This window comes from Streptomyces phaeofaciens, assembly GCF_014648915.1.
GTDB classification, from domain to species: Bacteria; Actinomycetota; Actinomycetes; order Streptomycetales; family Streptomycetaceae; genus Streptomyces; species Streptomyces phaeofaciens.
Window position 1 is genome coordinate 228036 of the sequence record NZ_BMSA01000012.1, and the last position, 22515, is coordinate 250550.

Annotated in this window: 16 protein-coding genes; 13 read left to right on the forward strand and 3 right to left on the reverse strand. The window is 69.3% G+C overall.

The genetic code is table 11. The features are described 5' to 3' along the window. Window positions 1–121 precede the first annotated feature (121 nt). Window positions 122–1243 (forward strand): peptidoglycan bridge formation glycyltransferase FemX, encoded by a 1122-nt coding sequence (gene femX / locus IE275_RS21615; RefSeq protein WP_189712982.1) that lies wholly within the window; start codon window positions 122–124, stop codon window positions 1241–1243. Window positions 1244–1337: 94 nt separating this feature from the next. Further along, a complete protein-coding gene (locus tag IE275_RS21620; RefSeq protein ID WP_189712983.1) occupies window positions 1338–2369 on the forward strand; it encodes an alanine racemase in 1032 nt (343 codons plus the stop codon). A 102-nt stretch (window positions 2370–2471) separates the two neighbouring features. On the opposite strand, the gene IE275_RS21625 is transcribed toward IE275_RS21620, so the two are convergent. Together IE275_RS21625 and IE275_RS21630 are read right to left on the reverse strand one after the other, a co-directional pair. After that, window positions 2472–3971, reverse strand: coding sequence for a glycosyltransferase family 87 protein (locus IE275_RS21625; protein ID WP_189712984.1), 1500 nt, complete (start codon window positions 3969–3971; stop codon window positions 2472–2474). Window positions 3972–4101: 130 nt separating this feature from the next. Further along, the gene (locus tag IE275_RS21630; RefSeq protein WP_189712985.1) at window positions 4102–6783 is read right to left on the reverse strand and encodes a transglycosylase domain-containing protein; all 2682 of its coding nucleotides are present in this window, start codon (window positions 6781–6783) and stop codon (window positions 4102–4104) included. 362 nt (window positions 6784–7145) lie between these two features. On the opposite strand from IE275_RS21630, the gene IE275_RS21635 reads away from it, so the two are divergent. From IE275_RS21635 to IE275_RS21650, 4 genes are all read left to right on the forward strand, one after another. Next, window positions 7146–7826, forward strand: coding sequence for a PadR family transcriptional regulator (locus tag IE275_RS21635; protein WP_189712986.1), 681 nt, complete (start codon window positions 7146–7148; stop codon window positions 7824–7826). Window positions 7827–7870: 44 nt separating this feature from the next. Further along, entirely contained in the window at window positions 7871–8953 is a 1083-nt protein-coding gene (locus IE275_RS21640; RefSeq protein WP_189712987.1) for an inositol-3-phosphate synthase, read from the forward strand. A 125-nt stretch (window positions 8954–9078) separates the two neighbouring features. Then, a complete protein-coding gene (locus IE275_RS21645) occupies window positions 9079–10341 on the forward strand; it encodes an MFS transporter (protein ID WP_189712988.1) in 1263 nt (420 codons plus the stop codon). A gap of 123 nt (window positions 10342–10464) precedes the next feature. Then, window positions 10465–10923 (forward strand): LppU/SCO3897 family protein, encoded by a 459-nt coding sequence (locus tag IE275_RS21650; protein ID WP_189712989.1) that lies wholly within the window; start codon window positions 10465–10467, stop codon window positions 10921–10923. Between the two features lie 115 nt (window positions 10924–11038). Here the strand turns inward: IE275_RS21650 and IE275_RS21655 are convergent, their stop codons facing one another. Then, complete coding sequence (locus IE275_RS21655; RefSeq protein WP_189712990.1) at window positions 11039–12481, reverse strand: CCA tRNA nucleotidyltransferase; 1443 nt, start codon at window positions 12479–12481, stop codon at window positions 11039–11041. A gap of 257 nt (window positions 12482–12738) precedes the next feature. Here IE275_RS21655 and IE275_RS21660 point away from each other — a divergent pair, with 257 nt between their 5' ends. From IE275_RS21660 to trxA, 7 genes are all read left to right on the forward strand, one after another. Continuing rightward, the gene (locus tag IE275_RS21660) at window positions 12739–15165 is read left to right on the forward strand and encodes a DUF6049 family protein (RefSeq protein ID WP_189712991.1); all 2427 of its coding nucleotides are present in this window, start codon (window positions 12739–12741) and stop codon (window positions 15163–15165) included. Between the two features lie 44 nt (window positions 15166–15209). After that, window positions 15210–17480: a murein biosynthesis integral membrane protein MurJ gene (gene murJ / locus IE275_RS21665; protein ID WP_189712992.1), complete on the forward strand. Its 2271-nt coding sequence runs from the start codon at window positions 15210–15212 to the stop codon at window positions 17478–17480. Between the two features lie 138 nt (window positions 17481–17618). Continuing rightward, window positions 17619–19337 (forward strand): protein kinase family protein, encoded by a 1719-nt coding sequence (locus IE275_RS21670; protein WP_189712993.1) that lies wholly within the window; start codon window positions 17619–17621, stop codon window positions 19335–19337. Between the two features lie 27 nt (window positions 19338–19364). Continuing rightward, window positions 19365–20087 (forward strand): RNA polymerase sigma factor SigM, encoded by a 723-nt coding sequence (gene sigM / locus IE275_RS21675; RefSeq protein WP_229870423.1) that lies wholly within the window; start codon window positions 19365–19367, stop codon window positions 20085–20087. Continuing rightward, window positions 20084–20968, forward strand: a complete 885-nt coding sequence (locus IE275_RS21680; protein ID WP_189712994.1) for an anti-sigma factor family protein — start codon at window positions 20084–20086, stop codon at window positions 20966–20968. The genes sigM and IE275_RS21680 overlap by 4 nt, the downstream gene beginning before the upstream one ends. A 181-nt stretch (window positions 20969–21149) precedes the next feature. After that, on the forward strand, window positions 21150–22118 hold the full coding sequence (gene trxB / locus IE275_RS21685) for a thioredoxin-disulfide reductase (RefSeq protein WP_189712995.1): 969 nt from the start codon (window positions 21150–21152) through the stop codon (window positions 22116–22118). A gap of 44 nt (window positions 22119–22162) precedes the next feature. Beyond that, window positions 22163–22495 carry a thioredoxin gene (gene trxA / locus IE275_RS21690; protein WP_189712996.1) on the forward strand — a complete coding sequence of 111 codons (333 nt, stop codon included), beginning with the start codon at window positions 22163–22165 and terminating at the stop codon, window positions 22493–22495. Window positions 22496–22515: the final 20 nt, after the last annotated feature.

Genomic DNA, 22515 nt, shown 5'->3' on the forward strand with positions numbered 1-22515 from the left:
ACGGGCCGGGGCGAAGGTGCCGTACGCCCAGTCGGGCCAGGCGCAAGGCGCAGTAGGCTTCGGCGCGAGAGCCAGGAGCCCCTGTACCCATGGGGACACACCAGCCCGAGGAGCGCCCCGAATGAGCCTGACCCTGAGGACCATCAGCCGCGAGCAGCATCTGGCATACATCCAGAGCCTGCCGGCGGCTAGTCACATGCAGGTTCCGGCCTGGGCCGACGTCAAGGCGGAGTGGCGTTCGGAGAGCCTCGGCTGGTTCGACGAGCGGACCGGCGAGCTGGTCGGCGCGGGTCTGGTCCTCTACCGCCAGCTGCCCAAGATCAAGCGCTACCTGGCCTATCTGCCCGAGGGCCCGGTCATCAACTGGTACGCGCCGAATCTGACCGAGTGGCTGGAGCCGATGCTCGCGCACCTCAAGCAGCAGGGCGCGTTCTCCGTGAAGATGGGCCCGCCGGTGATCATCCGGCGCTGGGAGGCCACCTCCATCAAGGCGGGCATCCAGAACCCGGACGTGAAGCGGCTGCGGGACATCGAGGCCGACTTCATCGAGCCGCGCGCCTTCGAGGTGGCCGACAAACTGCGCCGTATGGGCTGGCAGCAGGGCGAGGACGGCGGGGCCGGATTCGGCGACGTCCAGCCGCGCTACGTCTACCAGGTGCCGCTGGCGAACCGTTCCCTTGAAGAGGTCCACAAGAACTTCAACCAGCTCTGGCGCCGGAACATCAAGAAGGCCGAGAAGGCCGGTGTCGAGGTCGTCCAGGGCGGCTACCACGACCTCGAGGAGTGGCAGCGGCTGTACGAGATCACGGCGGTGCGCGACCACTTCCGGCCGCGCCCGCTGTCGTACTTCCAGCGCATGTGGTCGGCCCTCAACACCGAGGACCCCAACCGGATGCGGCTGTACTTCGCCCGCCACAACGGCGTGAACCTGTCGGCGGCGACCATGCTGATCGTCGGCGGCCACGTCTGGTACTCCTACGGCGCCTCCGACAACATCGGCCGTGAGTTCCGCCCGTCGAACGCCATGCAGTGGCGGATGCTGCGCGACGCCTACGCGCTCGGCGCCACCGTCTACGACCTGCGCGGCATCTCCGACTCGCTGGACGAGACCGACCACCTCTTCGGCCTGATCCAGTTCAAGGTCGGCACGGGCGGCCAGGCCGCCGAGTACCTCGGCGAGTGGGACTTCCCGCTGAACAAGCTGCTCCACAAGGCGCTCGACATCTACATGTCGCGCCGCTGACGTCACGTTCAGTGATTCCATAGCTCTGACACCACTGACACCACTGACGTACTTCCCTCACACCCCAGCCACGAGAAAGGTCCCGGGTCCGGCCATGGCGCTCACGCTCTACGTCGACACCGTGCGCTGGCGGGCGCACCACAAGCACGTGCAGGAGCAGTTCCCGGGACTCGTCCCGGTCTGCAAGGGCAACGGCTACGGCTTCGGACACGAGCGGCTGGCGGAGGAGGCCACCCGGCTGGGTTCGGACGTCCTCGCCGTCGGCACGACGTACGAGGCCGCGCGCATCAAGGACTACTTCGGCGGCGACCTGCTGGTGCTGACGCCGTACCGGCGCGGCGAGGAGCCCGTTCCGCTGCCCGACCGGGTGGTGCGCTCGGTGTCCTCGGTCGACGGCGTGTACGGCCTCGTGGGCGCCCGGGTGGTCATCGAGGTGATGTCCTCGATGAAGCGGCACGGCATCAGCGAGCAGGACCTGCCGCAGCTGCACTCCGCGATCGAGAACGTCCGGCTGGAGGGCTTCGCCATCCATCTGCCGCTGGACCGCACCGACGGCTCCGACGCCGTCGAGGAGGTCATCGGCTGGATGGACCGGCTGCGCGCGGCCCGGCTGCCGCTGCACACCATGTTCGTCAGCCACCTCAAGGCGGACGAACTCGCGCGGCTCCAGCAGCAGTTCCCGCAGACCCGCTTCCGCGCCCGCATCGGTACCCGGCTGTGGCTGGGTGACCACGACGCGACCGAGTACCGCGGTGCCGTCCTGGACGTCACGCGCGTCGCCAAGGGCGACCGGTTCGGCTACCGGCAGCAGAAGGCGGCCTCCGACGGCTTCCTGGTCGTCGTGGCGGGCGGTACGTCGCACGGAGTGGGCCTGGAGGCCCCCAAGGCCCTGCACGGCGTCATGCCGCGCGCCAAGGGCGTCGCACGAGCCGGTCTGGCCACCGTGAACCGGAACCTCTCGCCGTTCGTCTGGGGTGGCAAGCAGCGCTGGTTCGCCGAGCCGCCGCACATGCAGGTCTCCATCCTGTTCGTCCCCGCGGACGCGCCGGAGCCGACCGTCGGTGACGAGCTGGTGGCCCATCTGCGGCACACGACCACGCAGTTCGACCGCATCGTGGACCGCTGAGCCGCACCGCGACAGCGCGAAGGCCGTACACGGAATCCCGTGTACGGCCTTTTCCCTGTCCGGGTGGCGTGACGTCCGGGAGGGACCCGGCGCCCTGTTCGCTCAGGGCGAACTGTCGAGGGTTTCCTGCTTGCCCCACTCCACCTGGGGTCCGTCGAAGTGGGAGGCGTGCCGGGGAGGATGCGCGGCCGCGCCCAGGACGAAGGCGTCCTCCGCTCCGTCGAGCACACCGCCCGAGGGGTCGTCGTCGCCGGCCTGGCGCACCACGTCCCGCTCCGGCATCAGGATGTCGCGTACGACCACGACGCAGAGGTAGAGCGTGCCCAGCAGGTGCACGCCGATGGCCCAGTGGTAGCCGTCGGTGGGCAGCCCCTTGTGGGCGTCTCCGCTGGTCGTGTACGCGAGGTACATCCAGATCCCCAGGAAGTACGCGACCTCGCACGCCTGCCAGATCAGGAAGTCCCGCCACTTCGGCCGGGCCAGCACCGCCAGCGGCACCAGCCACAGGACGTACTGCGGCGAGTAGACCTTGTTGGTGAGGATGAACGCCGCGACCACCAGGAAGGCGAGCTGGGCGAAGCGGGGACGACGCGGCGCGGAGAGCGTCAGCCACGCGATGCCGAGGAAACAGAGCAGCACCATGACGGTGGCGAGGGTGTTGACGCTGTCGGTGGTGAGCGGGTCGCTGGAGTTCTGGGCCAGGATCAGCCAGAACGAGCCGAAGTCGACGCCCCGCTCCTGGCTGAAGCGGTAGAACTTCGACCAGCCCTCGAAGGCGAAGAGCATCACCGGCAGGTTCACCACCAGCCAGGCGACGGCCGCGCCGCCGAGCGCCTTGCCGAAGTCCCGCCACTTGCCGGCGCGCAGACACAGCAGGAACAGCGGGCCGAGCAGGAAGACGGGATAGAGCTTGGCGGCCGTGGCGAGCCCCAGGAGGACGCCGAAGGCGAGGGACCGGCCCCGGGCCCACATCATCATCGCCGCGGCCGTCAGAGCGACCGCCAGGAGGTCCCAGTTGATGGTGGCGGTGAGGGCGAAGGCCGGCGCCAGAGCGACCAGCAGGCCGTCCCAGGGGCGCCGGGCGTGCGTACGGCTCACGCAGACGGCGATGACGGCCGCACAGGCCATCAGCATCCCCGCGTTGACCATCCAGTACCACTGCTCCTGGTGCTGGATGCTGCCGCTGCCCGGGGTCAGCCAGGCGGCCACCTCCATGAACACTCCGGTGAGAACCGGGTACTCGAGGTAGTCCATGTCGCCGGGGAGCTTGTCGAAGTAGGGCACGAGCCCGTCGGCGAAGCCCCGCCCCTGGTAGAGGTGCGGGATGTCCGAGTAGCACGCGTGCGTGTACTGGGAGCTGGCGCCGAAGAACCAGGCGCCGTTGTAGCAGGGCGCCTTCTGGATCAGGCCGAGGGCGAACATCCCGATCGCCACGAGCGCGACGACCCGCACGGGGGTCCACCAGGACGTCCCGAGCAGGGCCCGCCGCCCGAGAGGGCCGCCGATCAGCTCACTGCCGGCCGTGGCCACCGTGTCGTCCCTGGTCGGCCGTACCAGGTCCGGCTCGTGCACGCGCGCTGGCGTCGATTCTGCACTGGGCATGGGCCACATCCTGCCGTACGGACCTAGGAAAACGCCGAGGGCCGCCCCACCGGTGCGGTGGGACGGCCCTCGTTTCTCGTGAACCATGCGCATGTTTCACGTGAAACACCCGTCTTGGGCGATTGCACGGCTACCCGGTCGAACCTCCGAAGAGGTTTCCGCCGTTCTGATTGCCTCTGGAGGTGTCCTCGGTCGCCGTATCGCTCGGCGACGGACTGGTTTCCCCTGTGCCGCCGTCCGTGCTGCCGCTGTTGGTGCCGCCCGACTCGTCGTCACAGCCGAAGAACCGGTTGCAGGTCTCGCTCGCCGACGGCGAGGGCTCGATCGCCGGCTCACTGGGAGTCGGGGACGGCGACGGCTCCGTCTCCTCGGTCTCGGTGGCCGAGGGGGTCGGGGACGGCGACGGCTCGGCGTTGACGATCTCGCCGATGGGCTCGGGCGACGGGAAGTCCTTCGAGGGCACGCCCTTCAGGGCCTCTTCCATGTAGTCGTGCCAGATCTGGGCCGGGAACGAGGCACCGTGGATCTTCTTCTGGCCACCCGTGCCGAACATCTCCAGGAACGAGCGGTTCTTGTTCGACTCGTCGTCGTCCAGCCGGAACATGGTGACCGCCGTCGACAGCTGCGGCGTGTAGCCGACGAACCAGGCCGACTTGTTGCCGTCGGTGGTACCGGTCTTGCCGGCCACCTCACGGCCGGTCAGCTGGGCGTTGGTGCCGGTGCCCTTCTCGACCACGGTCTTCAGCACGTCCGTCACGTTGTCGGCGACCTTCGAGGTGAACGCCTGCTCCGACTCGGTCTTGTGCGTGAAGACCTGGCCCTTCTTGCTGGTGACCTTCTCGACGGAGTACGGGTCGCGCTGCTTGCCGCTGGCGGCGAAGGTGGAGTAGGCGCCCGCCATACGGATCGCGCTCGGGTCGGAGATGCCGATCGAGAACGACGGGAAGCCGGAGCCGGTCAGGCTGTCGTCCCGCAGGCCCGCCTTGACGGCGGAGTCCTTCACCTTGTCCAGACCGACGTCCTGGCCGAGCTGGACGAAGGCGGAGTTCACCGACTCGCGCATCGCCTCACGCAGGTCGATCTTGTACTCGGGCGCGGTACCGAGGGAGACGTTGCCGTCGTTGGTCTGCAGCCACTCCTCGCCCTTCTCGTTCTTCCAGACCGACCCGTCGTAGTTCCTGATCTTGAGCTTGTTCTGACCGCTGAACAGGCTCTCGGGGGAGACGATCGTGCGCTCGTCCTGCGCCTGCGACGACCCCAGGTCGGGATCGCGTACACCCCAGGTCATCGCGGCGGCCAGCACGAACGGCTTGAAGGTCGAACCGACCTGGGCACCGGTCTGGTCGGCGTTGTTGGTGAAGTGCTTGGTCGCGTCCTCACCACCGTAGACGGCCCGGATGGCGCCGGTGCTCGGCTCCACGGAGGCCCCGCCGAACTGGACGTGCGTGTCCGTGTCCGGGCGCTGCTTCGGCTTGATGTTGGCCTTCTGGACCTTCGTGACCGCCGTCTCGAGATCCTTGACCTTGTTCTTGTCGAAGGTCGTGTAGATCGAGAAGCCGCCCTGCTGGAGGTCGTTCTGCGTGATCCCGGTCGTCTTGCTGTTGGACACCAGGTAGCCGTTGGCCAGGTCGACGAGGTAGCCGACCTGCCCCTTCAGGTCGGTGTTCGACCGGGGGTTCTGCCACTTGGGGAGCGTCGTGTACTTGGCCCGCTTCGCGGCGTCGAGGTGTCCGTACTCGACCATCTTGTCGAGGGTGTCCTGCATCTGGAGCAGGGCCCGCTTCTGGTTCTTCTCGCGCGTGGCGTTGGTCGGGTCGACCGCCGGCGATCCCGCCGGGTCGTAGTAGGTGGCGCCCTTCAGCATGGCGGACAGGAAGGCGCACTCACCCGGGTTGAGCTTGATCGCGTCCTTGTTGAAGTAGGCGCGGGCGGCGGCCTGGATCCCGTAGGCGTTGCGCCCGTAGTACGCGGAGTTCAGGTAGCCGGCCATGATCGTGTCCTTGTCGACCTCGGCGCCCACCTTGATCGACACGAAGATCTCCTTGAACTTCCGGGAGATCGTCTGCGACTGGTCGTTGAGCATGGCGTTCTTGACGTACTGCTGGGTGATGGTCGAGCCACCCTGCGTCTGTCCGCCCCGGGCCATGTTGAACACGGCGCGCGCGATGCCCTTGGGGTCGATGCCGCTGTCGTCGTAGAACGTCTTGTTCTCCTGCGAGATCACCGCCCAGCGCATCTCCTCGGGGATCTGCGAGAGATCGATGATCTGCCGGTTCGTCTCACCACCGGTGGCAACCATCTGGCTGCCGTCCTTCCAGTAGTAGACGTTGTTCTGCGCGTTCGCGGTCTCGTCGACCTTCGGGATGCCCACCATGGCGTAGCCGATGCCCGCCACGGCCACCAGGCTGCCGACGAAGCCGACGAACAGGCCGGCCACGAGCTTCCAGGACGGCATCCAGCGCTGCCAGCCGTACTTGTCGGCGCGCGGATAGTCGATCAGACGTTTCCGGTCGGGTGCGGTACGTCCTCTGCCCCGACCGGGCCCGGTCGAGCCGCCGCGGCGGCCCCCTGCGGGCTCGGCCGCTCTGCGCCGGCCGCCCGCGTTCCTCTGGGGGGCGCGCCGGGTCTCGGCGCGGCCGCCGTACGACTGCTCCTCGCTTCCCGACCCGTGGCCCAACCCATAGTCGGAAGGAGATCCGGTGGCGCCTCGCGGTGCCGCGCGGCGGCCGGAGGACGGACCGGACTGACCGCGTCGGGCCGCGGCACGTCCGCCTTCCTGCGGCTGCGGCGGTTTGCGACGGTGCTCGCTCATCGAACGATTACTCCTAGGGCAGGCGCATCCGTGAGCGCCTGAAAAGGGCGGCTGGTTTCCTGTCCCCCCGAAGTACGGATGCGGTCGGTCGCGCATTCACCCGTACGGCACCGGAGGCCTCGACGCCCCCCGGCGTCCAATGGGTCCCGGTGGTGTGCATGGCCCACAGACTACGCACCGTCAAAACCTCCCTAGGCCCGAGGTTCATCTCAAAAGCGGCAACTCGCATGCAACGAATCGGTGATGTGATCCCGTTCACCGTTCTCCCTCTTGTCCCATCCGGAAGGCCGTTCTATCGTCTTGATGTATCGAGTCGATACATCAGAGCGAGATAAGCGAGTCACGGACGAGAGGAGGCGACGATGAGCCGGCGCTCCGGCATCCTCGAGTTCGCCGTGCTCGGCCTGCTCCGCGAGTCCCCGATGCACGGCTATGAGCTGCGCAAACGACTCAATACATCGCTGGGCGTGTTCCGTGCCTTCAGTTACGGCACGCTCTACCCCTGCCTCAAGACGCTGGTCGCCAACGGCTGGTTGATCGAGGAACCGGGGAGCACCCCCGAGGACACCCTCGCCGCATCACTCGCAGGGCGTCGCGCCAAGATCGTCTACCGCTTGACGGCGGAAGGTAAGGAACACTTCGAGGACCTGCTCTCGCAGACGGGACCCGACGCGTACGAGGACGAGCACTTCGCGGCTCGTTTCGCCTTCTTCGGGCAGACCTCGCGCGACGTCCGTATGCGAGTCCTCGAAGGTCGCCGCAGTCGGCTGGAGGAGCGCCTGGAGAAAATGCGTGCCTCGCTGGCACGCACCCGGGAACGCCTCGACGACTACACGCTCGAACTCCAGCGCCATGGGATGGAGTCCGTGGAGCGCGAAGTGCGCTGGCTGAACGAGCTCATCGAGAGCGAGCGGGCCGGGAGGGACCTGAAGGGTTCCACCGGGGGCTCCGCTCAGCAGGACACCACATCTGGATCGACGGGCGGCCTGCCCCGCCCCGGGGATGTCCCCGGGACGGATACGCCCGGAGAAACCGCCACGTGAGCGCTCATTCAGGGCCTCACTCGTACACACAGGGAGCAACCGGAATGGGTTCGGTTCGCGTAGCCATCGTCGGCGTGGGCAACTGCGCCGCCTCGCTGGTGCAGGGCGTCGAGTATTACAAGGACGCCGACCCGGCCTCCAAGGTCCCGGGTCTGATGCACGTGCAGTTCGGCGACTACCACGTCGGTGACGTCGAGTTCGTCGCCGCCTTCGACGTCGACGCGAAGAAGGTCGGACTCGACCTCTCGGACGCCATCGGTGCCAGCGAGAACAACACCATCAAGATCTGCGACGTCCCGAACAAGGGCGTCACGGTCCAGCGCGGCCACACCCTGGACGGTCTCGGCAAGTACTACCGCGAGACCATCGAGGAGTCCGCCGAGGCCCCGGTCGACGTCGTCCAGATCCTCAAGGACAAGCAGGTCGACGTTCTCGTCTGCTACCTGCCCGTCGGTTCCGAGGCCGCGGCGAAGTTCTACGCGCAGTGCGCCATCGACGCCAAGGTCGCCTTCGTCAACGCCCTCCCGGTCTTCATCGCCGGCACCAAGGAGTGGGCGGACAAGTTCACCGAGGCGGGCGTCCCGATCGTCGGCGACGACATCAAGTCGCAGGTCGGCGCCACCATCACGCACCGTGTGATGGCGAAGCTGTTCGAGGACCGCGGTGTCCGTCTTGAGCGCACCATGCAGCTCAACGTCGGCGGCAACATGGACTTCAAGAACATGCTGGAGCGCGACCGCCTCGAGTCGAAGAAGATCTCGAAGACGCAGGCCGTCACCTCGCAGATCCCCGACCGCGACCTCGGCGAGAAGAACGTCCACATCGGCCCGTCCGACTACGTGGCGTGGCTCGACGACCGCAAGTGGGCGTACGTCCGCCTCGAGGGCCGCGCCTTCGGTGACGTCCCGCTGAACCTGGAGTACAAGCTCGAGGTCTGGGACTCCCCGAACTCCGCGGGTGTCATCATCGACGCCCTGCGCGCCGCGAAGATCGCCAAGGACCGCGGCATCGGTGGCCCGATCCTGTCGGCGTCCTCGTACTTCATGAAGTCCCCGCCGGTCCAGTACTTCGACGACGAGGCCTACGCCAACGTCGAGAAGTTCATCCGCGGTGAGGTCGAGCGCTAACTCGGCACAGCACGGCGCACCGGATCGGGCACCGATCCGCCGCTGAAATTCGCTCCTGCCAGGGCTGAGAAGGGTCCCCGGGTCGTACGACTCGGGGACCCTCCCCTTATGTGAGGCTGTGCCCCATGGCCGTCGTCCGCGATCTGCGCGTCCTCCTGCGCCTCGCCAACTTCCGGCGTCTGCTGGCCGTACGGCTGCTCTCCCAGTGCGCCGACGGCGTCTACCAGGTCGCGCTCGCCACGTACGTCGTCTTCTCGCCGGAGAAACAGGCCTCGGCCGGCGCGATCGCCTCCGCGATGGCGGTCCTGCTGCTGCCGTACTCGCTGGTGGGCCCGTTCGCCGGCGTCCTGCTCGACCGCTGGCGCCGCCGCCAGGTGTTCCTCTACGGCAACCTGCTGCGTGCCCTGCTGGCCTCCGCGACGGCCGTCCTGATGGTCGCCCAGGTGCCGGACTGGCTGTTCTACGTCTCCGCGCTGTGCGTCACCGCGGTCAACCGCTTCGTCCTCGCCGGGCTGTCGGCGGCCCTGCCCCGGGTGGTGGACGCCGAGCGTCTCGTGGTGGCCAACTCCCTCTCCCCGACCGCGGGAACGCTGGCCGCGGTCGCGGGCGGCGGCCTCGCCTTCGTCGTACGGCTGGTGGTGGCGGACTCCGACGCCGCGGTGGTGCTGCTCGGCTGTGTGCTCTACCTGTGCGCCGCGCTCGCGTCCCTGACCATGGCCGCGGATCTCCTCGGGCCCGAACGCGCCTCGGCCCCCACCCGGTTGACGGCCGCCCTGCGCGGCACCGCCCGCGGACTCGCGGCCGGCGTACGCCACTTGTCCCAGCCGAAGCGCAGGGAGACCGCCTGGGCGCTGGGGGCGATCTCGCTGATGCGGTTCTGCTACGGCGCCCTGACGGTCATGGTGCTGATGCTGTGCCGGTACGCCTGGTCGTCCGAACCGGACCGCGGCCTCGCCCTGTTGGGGGTGGCCGTCGCCGTCTCCGGCGTCGGCTTCTTCGTCGCGGCCGTGGTGACCCCGCTGGCGGCGGGACGGCTGGGACCGGGCCGGTGGATCGTGGTCTGCTCGGCGGCCGCCGCCGTCCTGGAGCCCGCTCTGATGCTGCCGTTCGCCCAAGCCACCATGTTCGTCGCCGCGTTCGTCCTGGGGCTCGTCACCCAGGGCGCGAAGATCGCCACCGACACCATCGTCCAGTCCTCGGTGGACGACCGGTTCCGTGGCCGGATCTTCTCTCTCTACGACGTGCTGTTCAATGTGGCGTTCGTGGGGGCCGCCGGGGTGGCCGCGGTGATGCTGCCACCGGACGGTCGCTCCCCGGCACTCGTGGTAACGGTCGCCGTTATCTACGCGGCAATTGCTGGCGCTATGGCCCGCTTTGAACGCCAGTAAGTGTCACATCAATGACACAGACTGCCCCTGGGTTAGAGCATTGTCAGTGGGCCCCGGTAGCTTACGTGCGTCTTACAGCGCGTCTGATTTCGCGCCACACGCCTAAGTTCCAGGGGGACCCCCATGTCTACTCCGCCGCCGCCCCAGGGCCAGAACCCGTTCGCGCAGGGCCAGCCTCAGGCCCCGTACCCGCCGCAGCAGGGTGCCATGCCCTACGCCCCGGTTCCGGAGCAGCCGCGCCGCAAGATCACCTTCAAGCTGGTCAAGAACGTCGTGATCGTCCTGGCCGTCGCCGGCGCGGCGATCGGCGGCTACATAGCCAGCCGGGACGACGCCAACACGGCGGCGGTCGGCGACTGCATGCACCGCGGCAGCGGCAACGACAGCAACCCCGACCTCGAGGTCGTCGAGTGCAGCTCCTCCAACGCGCAGTACATCGTGCTGGCCAAGGTCGAGGGCACGTTCACCTCGCTCACCGCGGACAGCAAGTGCGAGGAGAAGGCCAAGGACTTCCAGTACTCGTACACCGAGACCGGTGACGGCAGTAACTTCCTGCTCTGCCTGAAGGACTACTCGAAGTAAGGCAGCTGCGGACAGGGGCGGTGTTTCACGTGAAACACCGCCCCTTCGCTTTCCCGTGGACCGTCACCGGGGGTCATGTTTCACGTGAAACATGACCAGCCCCCGACGCGCGGCCTCAGCTCTGCTCGGCCCACCACTCCTTGAGTGCCGCCACCGCCGCGTCGTACTCCATGGGTCCGTTCTCCAGGCGCAGCTCCAGCAGGTGCTTGTACGCCTTGCCGATCACGGGACCGGGGCTGACGCCCAGGATCTCCATGATCTGGTTGCCGTCGAGGTCGGGACGGATCGCGTCCAGCTCCTCCTGCTCCTGAAGCTGGGCGATCCTCTCCTCCAGGCCGTCGTAGGCACGCGAGAGCGCGACCGCCTTGCGCTTGTTCCGTGTCGTGCAGTCGGAGCGGGTCAGCTTGTGAAGGCGTCCGAGAAGCGGGCCCGCGTCCCGTACGTACCGGCGGACGGCGGAGTCCGTCCACTCGCCCATGCCGTAGCCGTGGAAGCGCAGGTGCAGCTCGACGAGACGGGAGACGTCCTTCACCAGCTCGTTGGAGTACTTCAGCGCCGTCATGCGCTTCTTCGTCATCTTCGCCCCGACCACCTCGTGGTGGTGGAACGAGACCCGGCCGTCCTTCTCGAAACGACGGGTGCGCGGCTTGCCGATGTCGTGCAGCAGCGCGGAGAGCCGGAGGACGAGGTCCGGACCGCTCTCCTCCAGCGCGATCGCCTGCTCCAGGACGATCAGCGTGTGGTCGTAGACGTCCTTGTGCCGGTGGTGCTCGTCGCTCTCCAGCCGCAGGGCGGGCAGCTCGGGCAGCACATGGTCGGCGAGCCCGGTGTCGACGAGGAGGGACAGGCCCTTGCGCGGGTGCGTGGAGAGGATCAGCTTGTTCAGCTCGTCCCGCACCCGCTCCGCGGAGACGATCTCCAGGCGCCCGGACATCTCCCGCATCGCGGTGACGACCTCGGGGGCGACCTCGAAATCGAGCTGGGCGGCGAAGCGGGCGGCACGCATCATGCGCAGCGGATCGTCCGAGAAGGACTCCTCGGGCGTGCCCGGGGTGCGCAGCACGCGTTCGGCGAGGTCACGCAGGCCGCCGTGCGGGTCGATGAACTCCTTCTCCGGGAGTGCCACCGCCATGGCGTTCACCGTGAAGTCGCGACGGACGAGATCCTGCTCGATGGAGTCGCCGTACGACACCTCGGGCTTGCGCGAGGTGCGGTCGTACGCCTCGCAGCGGTACGTCGTCACCTCGATCTGGTAGCCGTCCTTCTGCACGCCGACCGTGCCGAAGGCGATCCCGACCTCCCAGACGGAGTCCGCCCAGGGCCGCACGATCTTCAGGACGTCCTCGGGACGGGCATCCGTCGTGAAGTCCAGATCGTTGCCGAGCCGGCCGAGCAGTGCGTCCCGGACCGAGCCGCCGACCAGGGCGAGCGAGAATCCGGCCTGCTGGAACTGGCGCGCGAGATCGTCGGCCACCGGCGCGACCCGCAGCAGTTCGTTCACCGCACGGTGCTGCACCTGGCTCAGGGCACTGAGGTTGTCTTCGTTGGCGTTCGGCACAACAGAAGAGGGTACGTGGCGCGGCGGGCCCCGGGCGCCCGGATTACAGCCGGGGGACAGATGCCCCGATAGCAGCGCAGAATCGTTCTGTGGGGATGTTCACGGACTCTGCTCTGCATACCCATACATAGGGGATGGAACGGCGAGCCGGCCCGATCTTGTGGACCGGTCCGCGGCACTTCCCCTCAGCGCACATCGTTACCATGCGTGGACGCACATTCCGACGACCACTGACGACGACGAGGGACGGCGAACGCGTGGCCGAGGCGGCAGACTTTCCGGGGATGACTCCCTCACCTGCCCGCCGGTGGCTGCGGCGCACCGGAGCACTGCTCGCCGGAGCGCCCCTGCTGGCCGGTCTGCTGCAGCTGCCCGCGCACGCCGATGTCCGGGCCTCCGTGCCGACCGCCTCGAACTCGGGCGCGGTCGCCGTCGCCGTCGACTCGCTCAGCCCGGCCGTCCCCGGCGACGGGGACACCGTGACCGTGTCGGGCACGGTGACGAACAACGGCAAGCAGGCGGTCGACGACGCCCACGTGGGCCTGTGGGTGGGGTCCGTCCTGACCACCCGCTCGGCGATCGACGACGCCGCGAAGGACGCGGACGATCCGGACGTCGGCGGCGGCTCCGAGGTGGGCGGCAAGTACGTCACCGAGTTCGACAAGCTCACCCCGGGCGTGGCCGAGCACTTCAGCATCTCCGTACCGGTCGACGAGCTGGATCTCGGCGGCGAGGGCGTCTACCCGCTCGGCGTAGCCCTCTCCGGCGAAACGTCGGCGGAGCCGTGGGAGCACGTGCTGGGCGTCCAGCGGACCTTCCTGCCGTGGCAGCCCGAGGAGGCGGACACGGAGACCCGGACGACGGTGCTGTGGCCGCTGGTCTCGACCGTCCACATGACGGCGGAGACCGGTTCGGACGCTCAGCAGACGCCGGTCTTCCTCAACGACGACCTCGCCGACGAGATAGCTCCCGGCGGCCGCCTGGACCAGCTCCTGGCCCTGGGCAAGGACCTCGACGTCACCTGGGTGATCGACCCGGGCCTGCTGGCGTCCGTCGACGCCATGACCGGCAGCTACCGGATCCGGGGCGCGGACGACACCACCACGGCCGGCACCCACCAGGCGGTCGCCAAGCAGTGGCTCGCCGAGCTCCAGGAAGCGGTGCAGGACAAGGAGGTCGTGGCGCTGCCCTTCGCGGACCCCGACCTGGCCTCCCTCGCCCACAACGGCACCGGCGTCACCAGCTCGCTCAGCCAGCTCAAGGCGGCCACCGACGTCGCCGCCACCACGGTGGAGACGGTGCTCCACGTGACTCCGAGCACCGACTTCGCGTGGCCGGTGGACGGTGCCGTCGACCGGTCGATCGTCAAGGTCGCCACCTCGGCCGGCGCCGACAAGGTGATCGCGCGCAACGACAGCCTGAACGAGACCGGCGGTCTCACCTACACCCCCTCCGCGGCCCGCCCCATCGGCGGCGGCACCACGGCGGTGGTCGCGGACGCCCGGCTCTCGAAGGCGTTCCAGGGCGAACTGACGAAGGCCTCCGCCTCCACGCTCGCCGTACAGCAGTTCCTCGCGCAGAGCCTGGCGCTGAACCTTCAGACGAACAAGCAGCGCAGCATCGTGGTCGCCCCCCAGCGGATGCCCACCGCGAAGCAGGCCCAGGCCATGGCGGAGGCCGTCACGGCCCTCCAGGGCGGTACCTGGTCGCAGCCTCAGCTGCTCACCGAGGCCGCCGCGGCCAAGCCCGACGCCGGTGCCACCACGAAGGTGCCCTCGCGGTCGGCGTACCCCTCGTCGCTGCGCAAGCAGGAGCTGACTCAGTCGGCCTTCCAGGACATCGGGACCACGCAGGACAAGCTCGACAGCTTCAAGGTCATCCTCACCGACGAGTCCCGGGTGGTGACCCCCTTCGGCCGGGCGCTCAACCGGGAGATGTCCACGTCGTGGCGGGGCCGGGCCGTCCCGGCGAGCACGTTCCGCCAGGATGTGCGGGACTACCTCGACACCCTGGCCAGCCAGGTCAAGCTGATCGACAAGTCGGAGACCAAGCTCTCCGGACGCAGCGCCACGATTCCCGTGACCGTGCAGAACAACCTGGTGCAGGGCGTCGACCACCTGGTGCTGCGGCTCACCTCGACCAACCCGACCCGCCTGGAGTTCGGCGACGACGGCTCGGTGGAGCAGGAGATCGCCGTCTCCGGCGGGCACAGCACGACGGTGAAGTTCCCCACGTCCGCCAACGTCAACGGCAAGACCACCTTGATCGCGCAGCTGTACACCGAGGACGGCCGGCCGTACGGTACGGCGGTCAGCTTCGATGTGAAGGTCACCGAGATCACGGCCACCGTGATGCTGGTGATCGGCGGCGGCGTGCTGCTGCTGGTGCTGGCCGGCTTCCGCATGTACACCCAGCGCAAGCGCGCGGCGGCCCGGCGGGCGGAGGAGAACGGCCCGGAGGGGAACGGCCCGGAGGAGACGGACGAGGTCGACGGGCCCGGCCCGGACACCGACGGCCCGGACACCGACGGCCCGGTGAACCACCAGGACCCCGCGGAACGTCTTAGTGGGGAGTCGGTCCTGCGCGCCGGGGCAGACGACCCGGAGCAGCCGAGTGACGAGACACCGGACACCGCAGCGGAAAGCCCGGACCCTTCGGGGACGGGTGAGAGAGTGGACCGTTGAGGATGTCGTGGCCGGTGGGCCCGGGACGATGAGGTGGGGTAACCATGAACGCGCCGTACGAGGGTGACCGCGGCCAGGCCGCGGGCAGCTCGGGTCAGCCCGAGGGCCCGCCGCCCGGGCACGGCCAGGTGCCGCCGCAGCACCCCGCGGACATGTACCTCCAGGACGCCTACGACCAGGACCCCTACCGGTCCCAGGACCTCACCGCGCAGGACCCGGTCGCCGAGGCGCTCTACGACCGCGCCGCGCACCCGCCGCCGCCCCCGGGCACGTACCAGCCGCAGCAGCCCCTGTACGGCCGTCCCGAGCAGTCCCCGTACGCGCCCGACCCGCGCGTGTGGGCCCAGACTCCGGCGCCGGAGCCGGAGGGCCCCACCCAGTACCTGCCGTACGGCGACGACCCGCGGACGACACAGTTCGTGGGCGTGGACGACCTGGTGACGCACTCCGGTGAGCAGCCGCACCAGCCGGACGCCTTCGCGCACCTGTTCAAGGACCAGCAGCAGGGCGGCACCCTCCCGCCGCTGGAGTCCCCCGCGGTGCCCGGCCCGGCCCACGCACCGGGCGGCCCTGCGGCCTCCTCTCCTTACCAGGCGCCCCAGTACCAGGCGCAGGCTCCGCAGTACGAGGCGCCGGCCGACGAGCCCGCCTCCCCGGCGCCCGCCCCGGCAGCCCCGAAGAAGGGCGGGCGGGCCTCGGGCCTGCTGAAGTCCAGCGCCGTGATGGCGGCGGGCACCATGGTCTCCCGCCTCACCGGCTTCGTCCGCTCCGCGCTGATCGTCTCGGCGCTCGGCGTCGGCCTCCTCGGCGACACCTTCCAGGTCGCCTACCAGCTGCCGACGATGATCTACATCCTGACCGTCGGCGGCGGCCTCAACTCCGTCTTCGTCCCGCAGCTGGTGCGGGCCATGAAGGAGGACGACGACGGCGGCGAGGCCTACGCCAACCGTCTGCTGACGCTGGTGGTGGTGGCGCTCGGCGTGCTCACCGTCGCCGCGGTCGCCGCGGCCCCGCTGCTGATCCGGGCGCTGTCCGACCCGGTCGCCAGCGACCCGGCCGCCAACGAGGTCGGCGTCACCTTCGTCCGCTACTTCCTGCCCTCGATCTTCTTCATGGGCGTCCATGTGGTGATGGGCCAGATCCTCAACGCGCGCGGCAAGTTCGGCGCGATGATGTGGACACCGGTCCTGAACAACATCGTCATCATCGTGACGCTGGGCATGTTCATCTGGGTCTACGGCACCGCCGCCGACTCCGGCATGAAGGTCACGTCCATCCCGCCGGAGGGCCAGCGGCTCCTCGGCATCGGCGTCCTGCTCGGCCTCGTCGTACAGGCCCTGGCGATGATCCCGTACCTGCGGGAGACCGGCTTCCGGCTGCGGCTGCGATTCGACTGGAGGGGCCACGGCCTGGGCAAGGCCGTGACGCTCGCCAAGTGGACCTTCCTGTTCGTCCTCGCCAACCAGGCGGGCGCGATCGTCGTCTCCCAGCTGTCCACCGCGGCCGGCAAGGACTCGCCCGTCGACGGCACCGGCTTCGCCGCCTACGCCAACGCCCAGCTGATCTGGGGCCTCCCGCAGGCGATCATCACCGTCTCGCTGATGGCCGCCCTGCTGCCCCGCATCTCCCGCTCGGCCGCCGAGGGCGACGGCGGCGCGGTCCGCGACGACATCTCCCAGGGCCTGCGCACCACGGCCGTCGCGATCGTCCCGATCGCCTTCGGCTTCCTCGCCCTCGGCATCCCGATGTGCACCCTGATCTTCGGTTCCTCCGGCACCAGCGAGGCCACCAACATGGGCTTCATGCTGATGGCCTTCGGCCTCGGCCTGGTCCCCTACTCGGTGCAGTACGTCGTCCTGCGCGCCTTCTACGCCTACGAGGACACCCGCACCCCCTTCTACAACACGGTCATCGTGGCCGCCGTCAACGCGAGCGCCTCGGCCGTCTGTTACTTCGTCCTCCCGGCCCGCTGGGCCGTGGTCGGCATGGCCGCCGCCTACGGCCTGGCCTACTCGATCGGCGTCGGCGTCGCCTGGAACCGACTGCGCAAGCGGCTCGGCGGCGATCTCGACGGCTCCCACGTCCTGCGCACCTACGCCCGGTTGTGCATCGCCTCGGTACCGGCCGCCCTCATCAGCGGCGCGGCCTGCTACGGCATCGGACACACGCTGGGCCAGGGCGTCGTCGGCTCGTTCGCCGCGCTGCTGGCCGGCGGGGCACTGCTGCTCGGAATCTTCTTCGTTGCCGCCCGCCGGATGCGCATCGAGGAGCTCAACTCGCTCGTCGGTATGGTTCGCGGACGCCTGGGACGCTGAAACAGGGGGTACCCGCACAACCATCGCCCGCCATCGTGTGTCGTGCATAGCGGCGGACTGTGGGCACAATTGGATCCGGCGTCGGACGGCGCGCACGAGGTCGGGGCGCGCGCACTGGATGGGGAGGCAGGAACGACGGTGGCGGAACGGAGCACGGCTGCCGTCGACGTGGCAGACAACAGCGGCGACAAGCCGCTGACCGCACAGGCGGACCAGTCCACGGCCGACGGGGTGGCCATAAACCGGGAGCGGGACACGGACAGCGACGAGGCACAGGGGAGTGGCGGGACCGAACGTCTCGACAAGGCCTCACCGCCAGAACTGCACAGCGGCCACAAACTCGCCAGGCGCTACCGCCTCGAGGAGTGCGTCACCCGTCTGGACGGTTTCAGCAGTTGGCGCGCCGTGGACGAGAAACTCCGGCGCGCGGTGGGCGTTCACATCCTGCCCGCGGACCATGGGCGAGCCCGTTCGGTGCTGGCCGCGGCCCGCTCGTCCGCGCTGCTCGGCGATCCGCGCTTCGTGCAGGTGCTGGACGCCGTCGAGGAGAACGACCTCGTCTACGTCGTCCACGAGTGGCTGCCCGACGCCACAGAGCTGAGCACCCTGCTCGCCTCCGGTCCACTGGAGCCGCACGACGCATACCAGATGGTCAGTCAGATCGCCTCGGCGATGGCCGCCGCACACCGTGAGGGCCTGTCGCATCTGCGCCTGAACCCCAACGCCGTGCTGCGCACCTCCACGGGCCAGTGGCGCATCCGCGGCCTCGCCGTGAACGCCGCGCTGCGCGGCATCACCTCCGACACCCCGCAGCGCACCGACACCGAGGCGATCGGCGCCCTGCTCTACGCGGCGCTGACCCAGCGCTGGCCGTACGAGAACGACGCCTACGGGCTGTCCGGGCTGCCCAAGGACGTCGGGCTGATCGCCCCCGACCAGGTCCGCGCCGGCGTCCACCGCGGCCTGTCGGAACTGGCCATGCGCGCACTCGCCAACGACGGCGCGACCGCCTCCCGGCACGAGGCCGCCTGCACCACGCCGGACGAGCTGGTGAAGGCGGTCGCCGAGATGCCCCGCATCCGCCCGCCGGAGCCGGCCTTCACCGCGCCGCCGGAGTACCAGCGCACGACGTACCAGCAGGGCACCTACGGCCGCCCCGCGCCGCACCCCGGCGCGACGCAGCCCGTCCCGAGCCCGCCGCCCCCGCTCCAGAGCCGCACCGGCCGGGCCCTGAAGTGGGCGGTCTCCGCCCTGCTCATCGCCGCGCTCGGCCTGGGCAGCTGGCAGCTCGCGGACGCCCTGATGGACCAGAGCAAGTCCGACGACACCAACCAGACGCAGACGACCGACGACGGCGACAAGAACAGCGCCGCCCCGAAGCCGGTCCAGCAGCTGAAGATCCAGGACGCGGCCGAGTACGTGGTGAGCGGCGACGCCCAGCACCCCGGCGACGTCGACGAGACCTACGACGGCGACAGCTCGACGTACTGGCGAACCTCCAGCTTCCTCGGCGGCCCCGTGCTCGCGCCGTACAAGCCGGGCGTGGGCATCGTCTACGACCTCGGCACCGCCCAGGAGGTCTCCGCGGCGACGATAAAGCTCTACTACGGCGGCAACCACACGACCGTGAACCTGTACGCCGCGGAGTCGCTGAACCCGGACCCGAGCGCCCTCCAGTCGATGCAGAAGATGGGCGAGGTCACGACGAGCGCCACCACCGCCACGGTCAAGGTCACCAAGCCCGTGAAGTCGCGGTACGTGCTCGTCTGGCTCACGGCGCTGCCGCACGCCCCGGGCGACCAGTACAGCGATCCCGGCTTCAAGCAGGCCGTCACCGACGTGAAGTTCACGGGCTGACGTCGCACAGGGGGAGGAGGTCCGATCGTGGAGGGCGTCGATGCCGGCGAAGTGAGCGACCAGGACCTCCTCGCCCGGCATGTGGAGGGCGATCCCGACGCCTTCGGTGAGCTTGTACGGCGTCACCGCGACCGGCTGTGGGCGGTGGCCCTGCGAACGCTGGGAGACCGCGAGGAGGCCGCTGACGCCGTCCAGGACGCCCTTGTGTCCGCCTACCGGGCCGCTCACACCTTCCGCGGCCAGTCCGCCGTCACCACCTGGCTGCACCGCATCACGGTGAACGCCTGCCTGGACCGGGCCCGCAAGGCCGCCTCCCGCAAGACCTCGCCGGTCGACGACACCGAGCGCCTGGACCAGCTCCTGGAGCCGCACGAGTCGGCCTCCGCCCCCGCCGAGCGCAACGACCTGCACCGCCAGCTCATCGAGGCGCTCGGCACGCTCCCGCCCGACCAGCGGGCCGCCCTGGTCCTGGTGGACATGCAGGGCTACCCCGTCGCGGAGGCCGCCCGTGTGCTCGACGTGCCCACCGGAACCGTGAAGAGCCGATGTGCCCGAGGCAGAGCCAGACTGCTCCCGCTGCTCACCCATCTGCGTCCCGAAAGCACCGGCGACCCGGAGGAAAGCGGCGGGGGACGGAACCGGGCGCAGGGGACATCCGTCCCACCGGCAGCGGAACCTCGCGGCGAGGGTCCGGATCACGCCGGGACAGGCGATTCAGCTGCTGTGAAGGGCGGAGGTGGGCGAACGTGACATCGACGACGGACACGACCGGGCACCCGGACGTCGACGAGATCGCCGACCTCACCGAGGGCCTGCTCGCCCCGTCCCGGAGCGCCGATGTACGCCGGCACCTGGACGGCTGCGAGCCGTGCGCGGACGTCCACGCGTCGCTGGAGGAGATCCGTGGACTCCTCGGCACGCTCCCCGAACCTCCCCGCATGCCGGACGACGTCGCCCAGCGCATCGACGCCGCCCTGGCGGAGGAGGCCCGAGCCGCCGCCGAGGCTTCAGGGACGACCGGCTCCCTGGCCGTGGCTCCGGCGGAGACAGCGCATGTTTCACGTGAAACAGCGGTGACGGCGGGCCGAACCGCGGGGCACCCCCGCACCTCCACCACCGGACCGGGCCGCAAGGATCGCAAGCGAGGCGGGCGCCGCAAGGTGGCCGTCCTGAGCGCCGCCCTCACCGCCGCCGCCCTGGGACTCGGCTCCGTCCTGGTGGCCTCCCTGACCGACAGCGGTGGCCCTGGAACCTCCGTGCTCGGTCAGCAGACCGCCACCGCGGATTCCTTCTCGGAGAGCACGCTGGAGCAGCAGGTCGCCGATCTCCTCGCCAAGGCGCAGGGCACCCAGACCTCCATGGGCATCCGGGGAGGACCGAGCGACGCCTCACCCAAGATCAAGAGTGAGCCCGTCGTGCCGCCCTGTGTACGCGAGGGCATCGACCAGAGCGACACGGCCGTCGCCACCGACGAAGGCACCTACCAGGGGAAGAACGCCGTGCTGGTCGTGCTCCCCGACGCGTCCGACACCACCCGCGTCACCGCCTACCTGATGGACGCGACCTGCGTGAAGGATCCCTCCGTCGGCGCCGCCGAGGTGCTGCTGGAGAACTCCTACACGCGCCGCTGACAGCCGACGCCTCGTCCCCGGTTCCCGCGGGAATCCGCACGGGTGTACCCGACCCGGGTCCCCTCTTCGTGTGCCCGGACACACTGGGAATGCACGCCCCTTAGGATCCGTTGGGTGGGGTGAGAGTTCAGAGCAGCTCCCACCGGTCAAGCGATGCAGACCAGAGACGAGGAAACCCGCTGTGAGCGACGTCCGTAACGTGATCATCATCGGCTCCGGGCCCGCCGGCTACACCGCGGCCCTGTACACCGCGCGCGCGTCGCTGAAGCCGCTGGTGTTCGAAGGTGCCGTCACCGCGGGCGGTGCACTGATGAACACCACCGAGGTGGAGAACTTCCCCGGCTTCCAGGACGGCATCATGGGCCCCGAGCTCATGGACAACATGCGCGCCCAGGCCGAGCGCTTCGGCGCCGAGCTGATCCCGGACGACATCGTCTCCGTCGACCTCTCCGGTGAGATCAAGACCGTCACCGACACGGCCGGCACGGTCCACCGGGCCAAGGCCGTCATCGTCACCACCGGCTCCCAGCACCGCAAGCTCGGTCTGCCGAACGAGGACGCCCTCTCCGGCCGCGGTGTCTCCTGGTGCGCCACGTGTGACGGGTTCTTCTTCAAGGACCAGGACATCGCCGTGATCGGCGGCGGCGACACCGCGATGGAGGAGGCCACCTTCCTGTCGCGCTTCGCCAAGTCGGTGACGATCGTCCACCGCCGGGACACCCTGCGCGCCTCCAAGGCGATGCAGGAGCGTGCCTTCGCCGACCCGAAGATCAAGTTCGTCTGGGACAGCGAGGTCGCCGAGGTCCAGGGCGACCAGAAGCTGGCCGGGCTGAAGCTGCGCAACCTCAAGACCGGCGAGCTCACCGACCTTCCGGTGACGGGCCTGTTCATCGCCATCGGCCACGACCCGCGCACCGAGCTGTTCAAGGGCCAGCTCGACCTGGACGAGGAGGGCTACCTCAAGGTCGCCGCCCCCTCCACGCGGACCAACGTGACCGGTGTCTTCGCGGCCGGCGACGTGGTGGACCACACCTACCGCCAGGCGATCACTGCCGCCGGCACCGGCTGCTCCTCCGCTCTCGACGCCGAGCGCTACCTCGCCGCCCTCGCCGACGAGGAGCAGGCCGAGCCCGAGACGACCTCCGTCTGACCCCCTCTCCCGCCCCACCGCACAAGGAATTTAAGGAGCCCCCTGTGGCCGGCACCCTGAAGAATGTGACCGACGCCGACTTCGAAGAGGTCGTCCTCAAGAGCGACAAGCCCGTCCTGGTGGACTTCTGGGCCGAGTGGTGCGGCCCGTGCCGCCAGATCGCGCCCTCGCTCGAGGCCATCGCCGCCGAGCACGGCGAGAAGATCGAGATCGTCAAGCTCAACATCGACGAGAACCCGGGCACCGCTGCCAAGTACGGCGTCATGTCGATCCCGACCCTGAACGTGTACCAGGGTGGCGAGGTCGCCAAGACGATCGTCGGTGCCAAGCCGAAGGCCGCGCTCGTCCGCGACCTGGAGACCTTCATCTCCGAGTGACGCGCAGGGCCGTCGCCACG